Here is a 14,107-nt window from a genome sequence, read left to right as displayed (position 1 = left end):
GTGGGGTAGCTTTCACGGCGCTGTGGAGCACCACAAGGAGCGGGGATTGCGCGAGTTCACCAACCCTCCCCTGGCGTCGGCACCGCCGGTGGGCGGCCTGGCCGATGCCGTGTTCGAACATGCCCAGGAGGATCCGCTCTACATCGCACTCGGCCGCAAGGACGACGAGGGCCAGTGGCGCGATGTGACGTCCGCCGAGTTCCGGGACGAGGTCCTGGCGCTCGCCAAGGGTTTGCTGGCGCACGGCATCCGGTTCGGCGACCGGGTCGCGATCATGTCCCGTACGCGCTACGAGTGGACCCTCTTCGACTTCGCGCTGTGGTCGATCGGCGCGCAGGTCGTGCCCATCTACCCCACCTCGTCGGCCGAGCAGGTCTTCTGGATGCTGCATGACGCCCAGGTGTCGGCCGCGATGGTGGAGCACGAGGACCACGCGATGACCATCGCCACGGTCATCGACCGGCTTCCGACACTGCACAAGCTGTGGCAGCTGGACACGGGCGCGGTGCAGGAGCTGTACGAGGCCGGCGGCCACATCGACGACGAGGTGGTGCACCGGCACCGGCGGGCGGTCACGCCCGAGTCGACGGCGACGATCATCTACACGTCCGGCACGACCGGCCGTCCGAAGGGCTGCGTCCTCTCCCACGCGAACTTCATGTTCGAGTCGGACACGGTCACCGAGCGCTGGGAGCCGCTGTTCCACTCCAAGCGGGGCGACCAGGCGGCCACCCTGCTGTTCCTGCCGCTCGCGCACGTCTTCGGGCGGATGGTGCAGGTCGCGGCGATCCGCGGGCGGGTCAAATTCGGCCATCAGCCGCAGCTGAACGCGGCGGCCCTGCTGCCGGATCTGGCGGCTTTCCAGCCGACGTTCTTCCTCGCGGTGCCGTACATCTTCGAGAAGGTCTTCAACGCGGCGCGCAGGAAGGCGGAGCGGGAGGGCAGGGCGGGCCCGTTCGAGAAGGCCGTCGAGGTCGCCGTGCGCTACGCGGACGCGGCGGAGGCCAAGGCGTGGGGCATCGGCCCCGGCCCCTCGGCGGCGCTCCGGGTGCAGCACCAGCTGTTCGACAAGCTCGTCTACTCCAAGATCCGTGCCGCGATGGGCGGTCGTGTGAAGCACGCGATGTCCGGCGGCTCGGCGATGGACCGGCGGCTCGGGCTGTTCTTCGCGGGCGCCGGCGTGCAGATCTACGAGGGGTACGGGCTCACCGAGTCCACGGCGGCCGCGACCGCCAACCCGCCCGAGCGCACCCGGTACGGCACCGTCGGGCAGCCCATCCCGGGTACGACCGTGCACATCGCGGACGACGGCGAGATCTGGCTGAGCGGTGCCAACGTCTTCCAGGGCTATCTCAACGACCCGAAGGCCACCGACGCGTCGCTGCACGACGGCTGGCTCGCCACCGGTGACCTGGGCGCGCTCGACGAGGACGGCTACCTCACCATCACCGGGCGCAAGAAGGAGATCCTGGTGACCTCCGGTGGCAAGAGCGTCTCGCCGGGGATCCTGGAGGAGCGGGTGCGCGACCATCCGCTGGTCGCACAGTGCATCGTCGTCGGCAACGACCGGCCGTACATCGCGGCGCTCGTCACCCTCGACGGGGAGGCCGTCGACCACTGGCTGCAGATGCGGGACAAGCCCCAGCTGACTCCGTCGGAGCTGGTCCGGGACCCCGACCTGGAGACCGAGGTGCGCCGCGCCGTCGTCGCCGCGAACACCCTCGTCTCCCAGGCCGAGTCCATCCGCACGTTCCGGATACTGGCCCACCAGTTCACCGAGGAACACGGGCTGCTGACGCCGTCCCTGAAACTGAAGCGCAAGGCGATCGAGAACGCGTACGGCGCGGAGGTCGAAGCCCTGTATCGCGCGTAGCGCGCCCGGTGAGGTACCTGACGGTTCATCACATACCGATGCGTCAGATATTGACGCATCGTCAGATCGCACGGATCATTTCGGTCACCCGACGGAGGGGGACCCGACCGTGTCGCGACCGACCCGTACCATCGCCGCCGCGGTGGCCACGACCGCACTTCTGCTGGTGAGCGCCTGCAACTCCGCCTCGACCACGGGGAGTTCGGAGGCCGAGGACTCCGTACGCGGAGTGTCCGACACCTCCGTCAAGGTGGGCGGCATCGTCTCGATGACCACCGCCAGCGGGTACTCGAAGAAGGACACCGACCTCGGGGCGAAAGCCCGCTTCGACCGCGCCAACGCCGAAGGCGGGGTGAACGGGCGGAAGATCGACTACCTGGGCGCCGAGGACGACGGCCAGGATCCGGCGAAGAACCTCACGGCGGCCCGCAAACTCGTCCAGCAGGACAAGGTGTTCGCGATCGCGCCGATGAGTTCGACGACGTTCTCCGGCGCGGACTTCCTGCAGAAGCAGAAGGTCCCCACCTTCGGCTGGGGCACGCTGCCGTCCTTCTGCGGGCCCACGTACATCTACGGCTTCGGCGGCTGCATGGTGCCGATGCCCGGCGGCACCATCTCGCAGACCTGGCCCGAGGGCCTGAAGAAGGTGCTGGGCGGCTCGACCGGCAAGAGCGTGGCGATCCTCGCCAACGACAGTGACGCCGGGACGTTCGCCATCCGCACGTACAAGCAGAGCTTCGCGTCGGCCGGATTCAAGGTGACGTTCGCGAAGCCGTCGGTGCCCGCGACCTCCGTGCCGAACGACTGGTCGGCGTACACGAAGGAGATCCTGCGGAGCAACGGCGGCAAGGCGCCGGACGCGGTCGTCTCGGTCATGCAGACCCCGTACAACATCGGCCTGTTCACGGCGATCAAGCGCGCCGGGTACACCGGGCTGCTCACCGATCCGACCGACTACGACCCCGGGCTGCTCGCGAAGAGCGCGACGAAGAAGGCACTCGACGGGGTCCATGTCCTGCTGTCGTTCCAGCCGTTCGAGCAGGACAGCGCGGCGATGACGCAGTTCAAGGAGGACATCGGGAAGGCGGCCGGCAAGGACGTACCCCTGAACATGCACATGATGACGGGCTATATGTCGGCCGACCTCTTCCTCGCCATCGCCGAGAAGGCCGGCAAGGACCTGACGGTGGCGTCCTTCCAGAAGGCGGCGGACGGGTTCTCGGACACCGGCACGATGGTCGGCGACCGGGCGGAGCCCAAGGGGCAGAAGGAGTCGTTCGGCTGCGGGGCGCTCGTCCAGCTCAAGGACGGGAAGTACGTCGTGTCGTCGCCGTTCGAGTGCTATCCGCCGATCCCCTTCAAGTAGGCGCGATTTCAGGCAGACACGGCTTCAAGCAGGCGCGGCCGAAGGTGACTTGACGACCTGGAGTTTTGGGGATTTGGGGACTCGGCATGGCTGACCTTCTCGGATTCGTACTGAGCGGACTGGTGTCGGGTGCGCTGTACGCGCTGCTCGCCACCGGTCTGGTGCTCTCCTACTCGGCCTCGGGCCTCTTCAACTTCGCCCACGGCGCCACCGCCTACCTGTGCGCGCTCGCCTTCTACGAGCTGCACTCGGGCTTCGGCTGGCCCGCCGTACCGACGGCCGTCCTGCTGGTGTGCGTGGCGGCACCCGCGCTGGGCTGGGGACTCGACCGGCTGATGTTCCGCAAGCTGGCGCGGGTCGGTGAGACGGCCCAGATCGTCGCCACCATCGGGCTGTTGGTGGCGTTGCCCGCGCTCGGGCTGTGGATCGTCGAGCTGCTGGAGGACGCGGGCGCGTCGGTGAAACCGGCCGAGAACCAGTTCGGGCTGCCCGGTGTCGGCCCGAGTCCGGCCAGGTCCTGGCAGCTGACGGACGGTGTCGGCATCGACTCGGACCAGCTGATCACCTGGGTCGCGACGGCGGTGGTGGCCGTCGGCCTCTGGATCCTGATGCGGCACACCCCGCTGGGGCTGAAGCTCCGGGCGGCCGTCGACGACCGCTCGCTGGTGGAGCTGCGCGGGCTGAGCGCGGACCGGCTGTCGTCCATCGCGTGGATGCTGTCGTCGGCCCTCGCGGGCCTCGCGGGCGTCCTCGCCACCCCTCTACTCGGCCTGTCGGCCCACGACTTCACGCTCTTCCTCTTCGTCTCGGCGACGGCGGCGGTCCTCGGCCGCTTCGTCTCCATCCCGTTGGCCTTCGCGGGCGGACTCGGGCTGGGGGTGCTGCAGAACCTGGTCGCCGGGTACGCGAATTTCGCCGAGCGGATCACCGGCTTCCGTACCGCCGTACCGTTCCTGATCCTGTTCGCGGGGCTGCTGCTGCTCACCCGGCGCAGCCGTACGGCGGGGACGGCGGCCGTGGACGCGCCGCCGGTGGACTATCTGGCGGGCCGGTCCCGGCTTCGGCGGTGGGGACCGTGGGCGGTGGCCGCCGTGCTGCTCGCCGCGGCCTTCTACACGGTGACGACCCCCTTCTGGAGCGGCATCCTCACCCAAGGGCTCGCCCTGTCCCTGGTGTTCGTCTCCTTCACGGTGGTCACGGGGCTCGGCGCGATGGTGTCGCTGGCACAGGCGACCTTCGTGACCGGGGCGGCGCTCGTGGCAGGGCTGCTGATGAGTCATGGCTGGCCTTTCGTGGCCGCAGCCGCCGTGGGGACGTGTGCGGCGGCTGTACTCGGTGCCCTGGTGGCGCTTCCCGCGCTGCGGCTCGGCGGCCGATCGCTCGCCCTCGCGACCCTCGCGCTCGCCTTCCTGGCGGACCAAGTCCTGTTCCAGATCGGCTGGTTGAGGAACGGTGACACGGGGTGGTCGATCCCCCGGCCGGTCTTCGGTCCGGTGGACCTCAACGACGACCGGGCGTTCGGTGTCGCACTGCTTTTGCTGGTCACCGCCGCCGTCGCCGCGCTCAGCGCGCTGCGCGGTTCGCCGTCCGGGCGGGCCATGCTCGCGGTGCGCTCGGCGCCCGCGGCGGCGATGGCCTCCGGGGTGTCGGTCGTCCGCACCAAGCTGGTGCTGTTCACCCTGTCGGCCGGGCTCGCTGGCTTCGGCGGCGTGATGTACGCGTCCTACAACACCCGTGTCACCGCTACCGACTTCACCGCGATGACAGGACTGATCTGGCTCGCGGTGGTCGTCGCGGCGGGCCTGCGCCGCCCGCAGTTCGCGGTCGTCGCAGGCCTCGTCTACGCCCTCGTACCGCACCTCCTCTCCGACTACGTCACCGAGTCCGTCCACCTCCCCGTGATCCTCTTCGGCCTGGCGGGCCTCGCCCTGGCGAACGACCCGGACGGGTACTGCGCGGCGGTGTCCGTGCGGGTGCATCGGAGGCGGTTGGCGGGTGGGGGGTCGGCTGGGGGCGGGGCGTCTGGGGCATCGAGCGGGAGCCCGGCCGACGCGTTGCGCGTGCCGAGTGGGAGCCCGGCCAACACGTTGCGCGTGCCGAGCGAGAGCCCAGTCGGCGCGTCCCAGGCCCCGAGCGAGGGGCCGGCCGGCGTCACCCAAGCCGGTGGTGCCCCGCCGACCGCATCCTCCTCCCCCGCCGAACCGCCCGCCCTCGAACTCCGCGCCGTGCGGGCCGGATACGACGGCGCCCCTGTCCTGCACGGGGTGGACCTCGCCGTACACCCCGGCGAGATCGTCGCGCTCCTCGGCCCGAACGGGGCCGGAAAGTCGACGACTTGCCGTGTCGCGGCGGGCCTGCTCGGTCCGCTCGGCGGTCAGGTGTACGTGGCCGGTCGCGACGCCACCCGCGAGGGAGCCGTACGCCGGTCGCGCGCCGGGGTGGTCCTGGCACCGGAGGGACGGGGCATCTTCCCTGCACTCACCATCGAGGAGAACCTAGCCCTGTACCTGAGGGAGAAGGACCAGCGCGAGGCCGTGTACGAACGGTTCCCCGGCCTCGCCGGACGGCGTGGCGTGCCCGCAGGATCCCTCTCCGGCGGCGAACAGCAGATGCTCGCCCTCGCCCCGCTCCTCCAACGCCCCCCGAAGGTCCTGATCGCCGACGAACCGTCCCTCGGCCTCGCCCCCCGCATCGTCGAGGAGGTGTTCCGCCTCCTCACCGAACTCCGCGACACCGGAACGGCGTTGCTCCTCGTCGAGGAGAAGGCGACCGAGGCGCTCGGGGTCGCGGACACGGTCGCGTACCTCGCCCAGGGGCGGGTGACGTGGTGCGGCCCCCGGGCATCCGTGGAGACGGCCCGGCTGACGGAGGCGTATCTGGGCCTGGCGGCCACGCCCGAGGCGGATACAGGTGCCGACCTGGATTCCGATCCAGGCCCCGCGTCCCCCAAGAACCCGACCATCCCGTCCCAGACCCGGGGAGGGGTCCGGCCATGAGCAACACCCCGGAGCTCCCCGTACCATCCGAACCCTCCGTGCCCGCCGAACCCACCGCACCCCCCGCCCTCCAAGCCACCAACATCGGCGTCCGCTTCGGTGGCATCCGGGCGCTCGACGACGTGAGCCTGACTCTCCGTCCCGGGGAGATCTGCGGGCTCATCGGCCCCAACGGCGCCGGAAAGACGACCCTCTTCGACGTGCTCTCCGGCATCCGGCGCCCCGACGAGGGCCGGGTCCGTCTCGACGGAACGGACGTCACCCGCCGCTCCCCCGTGTGGCGGGCCCGCCACGGTATGCGCCGCACCTTCCAGCGGCAGCAGCTGTTCGGCCAGCTCACCGTGGCCGACAACCTGGTGGTGGCCCAGGAGTGGCGCGGCGGCGGAGGCGGACTCGCGGCCGATCTGCTGGCGTCCCCGACACGACGTACGTACGAACGGGACCGCCGCGCCCGGGCGGCAACCGTCCTGCGCGCCTGCGGGCTCGACGACCTCGGTGGGACCTACGCCGGTGCCCTGCCGGTGGGCCGGGCCCGCATGGTCGAGCTGGCGCGGGCGGTGGCGGACCCGCCCAGGGTGCTGCTGCTGGACGAGCCCGCGTCCGGGATGACGGCCGACGAACGCCGTCACCTGTCGTCCGTCATCCGCCGGCTCTCCGAGGAGGAGGGCTGTGCCGTCCTCCTCGTCGAGCACAACGTCGCCTTCGTCATGGAGCTGTCGGCCCGGGTCGTCGTACTGGACCTGGGCCGTGTCCTCGCCGAGGGCACCCCCGCGGAGGTCCACGCCGACCGGCGGGTGCGGGACGCGTACCTGGGCACGACCTCGGACTGACGGCCCACGCACTCCACCCGGACCAGCGGCTCACACCAGCTGGTAGCCCCGCATGTTCGAGAGCAGCAGATAGCAGTCCTGGAGGGAGCCGGACGTGTCGCCGAGGGAGCGGTAGATGCCCCACTTGGGGCGTACGCGGTCGGCCAGAAACGTGTCCACGCCCGTGCGTGACGCGTCGACGACCGTCGTCGAGCCGTTCTTCAGGATCCAGCGGACCGAACCGGCCGAGCCGTTGCCGACCTTGATCTGGAAGTCGACGTCGATCCATTTGTTGTGCAGGGGTTCGAGGTTCGTGCGGCCGACGAGGGTGTCGCTCTCGAAGAGCTTGAGCTCGATGGTCTGCACGCCGTTCACCCGCCGGAGCGACTGCACGACGATCGGCGAGCTGCCGGTGCCGGGCTGCTTCATCTGCATGATGTGGGTGAAGGTGGTGGTCGCCTTCAGCGAGCTGGGGATGTACATCGAGTACGTCACCCGCCAGGTCTGGCCCTCGGTCCACTTGAGGTAGTTGCTGCCGGAGCCGTTGCGCAGGCCGGTGACCTCGTGCCGTTGGCGGTCCGTCGACGTGTCGCGGTCGACGGTGTGCATGTTGAAGCGCCAGTTGTCGCCCGTGGCGTAGATGTGCGGGGAGGCCGCGGGGTGCGAGTCCGCCCGGTCGTCCTCCAGGGTCTCGAAGGCGCCGAGCCCGTTGGTGCGCGCCGACGGGGACCACTTGAGCTGCCAGGACGCGGCGGGTGCCGCGAGAGCGGGTGAACCGACGGCCGCGGCGGCCACGCCGCCCAGTGCCGCGCCGAGCAGGTTCCTACGTGTGGGGGTCATGGGTCCCTCATCCTCGTCGTCGGGTTCATATACGTGCACCCCGTTCACCAACATGCAAAGAGTCCTCGGCATGACAGGACGCGGTCAATGGTTCGGACCTATGAACCCGGGTAGGTTTCCGGCCAATCTCCGATTCGTCCGGCGCGGGCACGGGACCGAAAAGACCGAAAAACAGCACAGGAATGCGCGACGGCCCGTGATCGTTGACGATGGGAGTCCCACCCGACGACTGAAGGATCGAGAGCTCGTGAGCAAGGTCCCCCCGATCATCCTGAACAACGGCGTCGAGATGCCCCAGCTGGGCTTCGGGGTCTGGCAGGTGCCGGACGACGAGGCGGAGCGGGCCGTCGCCACCGCGCTGGAGGCCGGGTACCGCAGCATCGACACCGCGGCGATCTACGGCAACGAAAAGGGCACCGGCAGGGGCCTCGCCTCCTCCGGCGTCGCCCGCAAGGATCTCTTCGTCACCACCAAGCTCTGGAACGCCGACCAGGGATACGACTCGACGCTGCGCGCGTTCGACGCGTCTCTGGAGAAGCTCGGCCTCGACTACGTCGACCTGTACCTCATCCACTGGCCGATGCCGGCCAAGGACAAGTACATCGACACGTACAAGGCCTTCGAGAAGCTCTACGCGGACGGCCGTACCAAGGCGATCGGTGTCTCCAACTTCCTTCCGGAGCACCTGGAGAAGCTGATCGACGCGACGTCCGTCATTCCGGCCGTCAACCAGATCGAGCTGCACCCGCACCTCCAGCAACACGCGTCCCGCGAGTACCACGCGGAGCAGGGCATCGCCACGGAGGCCTGGTCGCCGCTCGGTTCGGGCAAGGGCCTGCTGGAGGTCCCGGCGATCGTGGCCATCGCCCAGAAGCACAACCGCACACCGGCCCAGATCGTCCTGCGCTGGCACATCCAGCTCGGGAACGTGGTGATCCCCAAGTCCGTGACCCCGTCCCGGATCAAGGAGAACATCGACGTCTTCGACTTCTCCCTCGACACCGAGGACATCGCCGCGATCAGCGCGCTCAACGAGGACCGCCGGGTCGGCTCGAACCCGGCGAACGTCAACGACTGACCGTACGACTGCACGACGTGGCCGCACGACGTGGCCGCATGGCATGGCCGCACGACGCGGTCGTACGACAGAGCCGCACGACCTGCAGCACCTCAAGCCGTCGCCCGACACACTCGGGCGGCGGCTTCGTCATGTGTTCGGTGTGTTCGGGGCCGACACGGTGTCGTGGATGCGGCGGGCGGGTGAGACAAGGCGCGGCATCCTCGCCGATGGGAGGGGGATCGGTCAGGCTCGCCCGAGTACCCGTTCAGCGAACACACATATGTCCCCGTCGATGTCCCCCTACACGTCGGATGCACGTCGCCCCGCCGCGTGACGTCCCCAAGGCCCAGAAGGGTCCTCCCACAGTGCGCACTCGAACACTGACCCTCGCCGCCGCAGCCGTCGGCACCGCGCTCCTCGCCGCCGCGGCTCTCCCTGCGGGCGCCGCCCCCGTGCAGGCTCCGGAGGGTACGGTCACCGCCGCCGACCTCCTCGCCGAGATGACGTCCTGCTCGCAGATCTCGAACGGCAAGTACAGCCTCGACGTGGGGGCACCGGCCACCGTCCCCGTGTGCGGCCTGAACGGCGCGGTCTTCTGGAAGGCCGACATGGACATCGACTGCGACGGCCAGGTCACCGCCGAGTGCAACAAGCGCACCGATCCGTGGTTCCAGGACCAGACGGCCTTCCACCAGTCCGACGGCAGACCGCTGAACTCCGAGGAACTCCCGTACGTCGTGGTGCCCGGCCCCAGCGGCATCTGGAACTACACGGACTCCGGCATCAGGGGCGGCAGCGTGGCGGCGGTGATCCACGGCGACGAGGTCCAGTACGCGGTCGTCGGTGACACCGGCCCCACGAAGATCATCGGCGAGGCCTCGTACGCCGCCGCGCGCGCCCTCGGCATCAACCCCGACCCGGCGACCGGCGGCGCGGCCTCGGGAGTGACGTACATCGTCTTCACCGGCTCCCGGGTCTCCCCCATCGAGGACCAGGAAGCGACGGCGTCCCTCGGCGAGGCGCTTGCGGAGCAGTTCCTTGAGGACAACGGAGAAGCGACCGACCAGTGAGCTCACCAAGGCCGGTCGGGCCGCGGATCCCGCCGCGGCCCGACCGGCCTCCCATGTCCCCCGGCTCAGACCGCCTCAGACCGGCTGGCCGATCGGCCGTACGACGACGGTGTTCACGTCCACCCCGGTCGGCTGCCGGATCGCCCAGACGACCGACTCCGCGATCTGGTCCGAGGTGAGCAGATGCCCGGGCGGCAGGCTGCCGAGGCCGTCCCAGAACGGTGTCTCCACCCGGCCGGGCGAGATCAGGGTCACGCCCACGCCGTACTCGGTGACCTGCCGCCGGGTGTTCTCGGCGAGCCCGGTCACGGCCCACTTCGTCGCTCCGTAGATGTTGCCGGGCCCGTGGATGTGGCCCGCCACGCTGCCGACGAGCACGATCCGCCCCCGCGTCTCCTTCAACTGGTCGATCGACGCCCGGATGAGCAGCGCGGGGCCGAGCACATTGGTCAGCACCATGTCCCGCCACCCGGCCGGATCGCCCTCGGCGACGGTGTCGTGCGTGGCGTACCCGGCGTTGGCGACGACGGTGTCGAGCCGTCCGAACTCCTTCACCGTCGCCTCGACGGCCGCCTGGACGTGGTCGTAGTCGGCCGCGTCACCCCTGATCGTCAACAGCCCCTCGGGCTTGCCGAGTTGTTCGGCGAACCCGCGCAGCCGCTCCTCCCCGCGCCCCGTCACCGTCACCCGGTGCCCGGCGTCGAGCAGCTGCCGCGCCACCGCCGCACCGATCCCGCTGCCGCCGCCGGTGATCAGCGCCACTGGTGAGTCAGTCATACGTTCCCCCAAGCCGTACTCGCGTCATCTCCGTGCCGTGTCCGTCACGAAGTGCCCGGAGTCCATCACTTGGAGAGCACTCGATGTCAACTAGGCCTTCACGCCGACATACACAGTCATCGCGGCAAGCACGAACACATCCGGCCGGTGATACACGCTCGCCTTGTCGTCCGCGTCGAGAAGGCGGTCGAGCAGGGCGAGATCATCGGGCTCGAGGCCCTCCGCGAGCCCGGTCCGGCGGTGGCCGAGGCTGGTGGCGACGAAGGCGCGGCCTTCCTCCGACAGCGGCGCGGGCAGATCGAGCAGGAACGTACGGGTCGCCGCATGCCGCAGGCCGACGGCCGTCAGGAGGCCGGCCCAGTCCTCGGTCTCCTCGGCCGCCCCCGGCAGCTCACGCCGCATCCGCGTGAACCACTCCTGCTCGACCGCGTCCAGTCGGGCCTGCAGACCGGGCCGGCCGATGCCGATGTCGCGCGGAAGGTAGCGCGAGGGCAGGCCGCCCTCCAGCAGGGCGAGGACCCCGCCGGGCGCGAGCCGCTCGGCGAACCCGGCGAGGGTGGCCCGCTGGTCGCCGACGTGGTGCAGGGACCGGCTGGCCCAGAGAAGATCGGCGGGGTACTCCAAGTCGCCGAGCCCGTCGCCGAGTTCGGCCTCCAGTGTGCTGAAGCGGTCGGCGAACCCGAGGCGGGCGGCACGGGCGCTGGCCGCCTCCAGGAGGGGCCCGGCACCGTCCACGGCGACGACCCGCGCCTTGGGGAACGTGTCGGCCAGCAGACAGGAGATGACACCGGGACCGCTGCCCGCGTCCACGATCATCTCGGGCTCCGGCTGCCGCTCCCGCAGCCAGCCCGCCGCCTCCGCGTAGAGCGGCGTGAACAGCTCGGCCTCCTGCTCCAGCATCGGAAGCATCTCGGCGAAGTCGATGTGGGTGTGCGTGTGAGCGTGACCCTGGCCGTGTTCGTGACCGTGTTCACCGTGCTGCCCGTGGTCGTGTGCCATGGTTCCAAGCCTCTCGTCCGGGATACGGACAGCGTGCTACCACCTCCCCAAAACAGCTACTCGCCTTGCGGAAACAGCAAAGAGTTCCCCGCGCCCCTTGCCAGGGGCGCGGGGAACCGCGCAACGCGACCCCGCACTCAGCGGAAGGTCACAGTGCCGGATACGCGTTCTTCATGAGCTCCTGGAACTGCGCCGAGAACCAGTGCCCGGACAGCGGCGCGTTCGCCAGTGCGCCGGACATGTTGTTGTTGTTCCGGGGGTTGCCGGTGTACGTCGGGTCGCACATCCGGTCGAAGCCCTTGCCCTCGTCGTTGGGGATGGCGGTGCTCGACCCGTCCGACTCACCCGGCGGCTTCATCCACACGTACGCGTCGATGCCGGTCGCCGGTGAGGCCTGCGGGCGTTCGCCGAGGCCGGCGCCCGACTGGTTGCACCAGTTGCCGAGGTGGATGCGCCGGTCGTAGCGGCCTCCGTCGACGTAGGTGTCGACGTTGGTCGTCGCCCCGGGACCGGTGGGCCTGGCCGTGCCGCCCCAGCCGTTGCGGGAGGTGTCGATCAGCATGCCGATCCCGGACGGGAAGCCGATCGAGACCAACTGGGTGCGCATGGCCTGTGCGTACGACTGCTCGTCGACGTACCGGTTCCAGTCGATCCACTTCGACGTACGGACCGACGCGCCGTTCACGGAGTCGTTGATCGTGAAGTGATTCTCCTTCAGCGCGCTGTAGTTGGCGGTGTTCACGATGAAGCCGTGCACATCGGCGACGGTCGCGCCCTCGGCGGTGGCCGCCTCCTTGAACAGGGCTGCGGAGGGCGCGAAGTTGTCGTCCCAGCCGAGCCAGCCGTGGTGTCCGGCGTCCACGTAGTTGTAGACGTTGGGCACGTCGCCGAGCTTGTTCAGCGCGTAGCCGACGCCCTTCACGTAGTTGCCGTTCGCCTTCATCGTGTCGCAGTTGGCGGTGGCGGTGACGCGCGGCGAGACGTTCGTGACGAGGTTCGGCAGCGAGTCGATCTCGACGGTCGTGACGATCCGCAGACCGGCGTACTTGCTGTCGGCGAGGATCGCCGCGATCGGGTCGATGTACTGGGTCCTGTACTTGTCGATCTCCGTCGGGCCGAGTTCGCCGTTGGAGGCGAGGGCCGCGCAGTCACGGCCCGGCAGGTTGTAGATGACCAGCTGGACGACCAATTGGTCGGAGCCCTTCTGCGCCAGCGCCGCGTCCAGGTGGGCGCGCAGGCCCATGCCGCCGTTCACGCCGTTGATGGCGGCGATCCGGTCGAGCCAGACGCCCGTCGGCTGGTTGGCGATCCGGCTGCCCCCGGTCTCCGCGGTGGCCTTCGCCTTCCACTCCGGGTTCACGTACACCTTGGCGCCCGCGTACGGGTTGTCGACCTTGGTGCCCGGGCCCGGCGGGTCCGTGGGTCCGGGGCCGCCGCCACCGTCGTCGACGTTGCAGGTCACGCCGTCCAGGGTGAACGTGGTGGGCAGCGCGTTGGTGCCGCTGTAGGTGCCGTTGAAGCCGAAGCTGACCGAACTCCCGGTCCCCAGCGTGCCGTTGTAGCTCTCGTTGGCCGCGGTGACGGCGGTGCCGCTCTGGCTGAGCTTCGCGTTCCAGCCGCTGGTGACCTTCTGGTTTCCGGCGTACGACCACTTCACGGCCCAACTCGACTTGGCCGCACTGTTGTTGGTGACGGTGACCGCGGCGGTGAAGCCGGAGTCCCACTGGTTCTGCACCTTGTAGTCGACGGTGCAGGGAATGGCGGCCACGCCGACGTCCGGGGGTATCGCCGCGACGGCGGCGCCCGCGGTGCCGGCGACCAGCGCCACCGCCGCGAGGATTGCTGTTCTGGTACGGCTCATGTGCGGGGTGTCCTATCCGTCTTGGGAGCGCGGACGATCGCGCAGCCCGATGCCGTACGACGGCATGGGAGTGCCGTCGCCATGGGGATGAGGGCGAGCTCGGAGCACTCCACCGGGCAGGCGGGCGCGACTCCCGTAGCCGTGGCACGACCGATGTGCTTGCGGTGCGCATGACATAGATCCGCAGCACAGGCCACTAAAAGAGATGAACGCGGGGGATGTCGCATGAGCGACTCCTTGCAGCTCTGACACGCCGTGACGGACGTGTCGACTGATGGAACCGCTCCCACTGGTGCCGAAGAAGGTAGCGCCAAGTGTTGGTAAAGGACAGAGGAGTTGCACTCTTGATCTATCGAATCATTTCGACTCTTCAAGCACCTTGACCCCTTCGACCCTCATCCCCACTATGGGAGCGCTCCCACTGGTTCAAGGCTTGTTGCCCCTCCCCCCATCTCC

At 69.5% G+C, this 14,107-nt stretch carries 10 protein-coding genes; 6 read left to right on the top strand and 4 right to left on the bottom strand.

All coding sequences use genetic code 11. The features are described 5' to 3' along the window. The first annotated feature begins 46 nt into the window (after positions 1 to 46). The 4 genes from ACN20J_RS40100 (at position 47) to ACN20J_RS40085 (ending at position 7,065) form a co-directional block, all read left to right on the top strand. Entirely contained in the window at positions 47 to 1,873 is a 1,827-nt protein-coding gene (locus tag ACN20J_RS40100) for an AMP-dependent synthetase/ligase (RefSeq protein ID WP_189840965.1), read from the top strand. 109 nt (positions 1,874 to 1,982) lie between these two features. Continuing rightward, on the top strand, positions 1,983 to 3,239 hold the full coding sequence (locus tag ACN20J_RS40095) for an ABC transporter substrate-binding protein (protein WP_419667819.1): 1,257 nt from the start codon (positions 1,983 to 1,985) through the stop codon (positions 3,237 to 3,239). 86 nt (positions 3,240 to 3,325) lie between these two features. Next, on the top strand, positions 3,326 to 6,235 hold the full coding sequence (locus ACN20J_RS40090) for an ABC transporter permease subunit (protein WP_419667818.1): 2,910 nt from the start codon (positions 3,326 to 3,328) through the stop codon (positions 6,233 to 6,235). Continuing rightward, the gene (locus tag ACN20J_RS40085; RefSeq protein ID WP_419667817.1) at positions 6,232 to 7,065 is read left to right on the top strand and encodes an ABC transporter ATP-binding protein; all 834 of its coding nucleotides are present in this window, start codon (positions 6,232 to 6,234) and stop codon (positions 7,063 to 7,065) included. Before ACN20J_RS40090 ends, ACN20J_RS40085 begins: the two co-directional genes overlap by 4 nt. Positions 7,066 to 7,095: 30 nt before the next feature. On the opposite strand, the gene ACN20J_RS40080 is transcribed toward ACN20J_RS40085, so the two are convergent. Further along, the gene (locus ACN20J_RS40080) at positions 7,096 to 7,884 is read right to left on the bottom strand and encodes a heparin lyase I family protein (protein ID WP_190227210.1); all 789 of its coding nucleotides are present in this window, start codon (positions 7,882 to 7,884) and stop codon (positions 7,096 to 7,098) included. Between the two features lie 289 nt (positions 7,885 to 8,173). Between ACN20J_RS40080 and ACN20J_RS40075 the strand changes: the two genes are divergently transcribed. Next, entirely contained in the window at positions 8,174 to 8,962 is a 789-nt protein-coding gene (locus tag ACN20J_RS40075) for an aldo/keto reductase (protein WP_190227634.1), read from the top strand. A gap of 347 nt (positions 8,963 to 9,309) precedes the next feature. Beyond that, positions 9,310 to 10,014, top strand: a complete 705-nt coding sequence (locus tag ACN20J_RS40070; RefSeq protein WP_419667816.1) for a glycoside hydrolase family 75 protein — start codon at positions 9,310 to 9,312, stop codon at positions 10,012 to 10,014. A gap of 75 nt (positions 10,015 to 10,089) precedes the next feature. On the opposite strand, the gene ACN20J_RS40065 is transcribed toward ACN20J_RS40070, so the two are convergent. From ACN20J_RS40065 to ACN20J_RS40055, 3 genes are all read right to left on the bottom strand, one after another. Then, positions 10,090 to 10,791 carry an SDR family oxidoreductase gene (locus ACN20J_RS40065; RefSeq protein WP_189840959.1) on the bottom strand — a complete coding sequence of 234 codons (702 nt, stop codon included), beginning with the start codon at positions 10,789 to 10,791 and terminating at the stop codon, positions 10,090 to 10,092. A 90-nt stretch (positions 10,792 to 10,881) separates the two neighbouring features. Then, positions 10,882 to 11,790, bottom strand: a complete 909-nt coding sequence (locus ACN20J_RS40060; protein WP_189840958.1) for a class I SAM-dependent methyltransferase — start codon at positions 11,788 to 11,790, stop codon at positions 10,882 to 10,884. Positions 11,791 to 11,938: 148 nt separating this feature from the next. Continuing rightward, entirely contained in the window at positions 11,939 to 13,651 is a 1,713-nt protein-coding gene (locus ACN20J_RS40055) for a glycoside hydrolase family 6 protein (protein WP_419667815.1), read from the bottom strand. Between the last annotated feature and the right edge of the window lie 456 nt (positions 13,652 to 14,107).

Origin of the sequence: Streptomyces sp. 2-1, from assembly GCF_048564895.1 — a bacterium.
Classification (GTDB): Bacteria; Actinomycetota; Actinomycetes; order Streptomycetales; family Streptomycetaceae; genus Streptomyces; species Streptomyces phaeochromogenes.
This window is presented reverse-complemented; position numbering and strand designations above follow the sequence as displayed.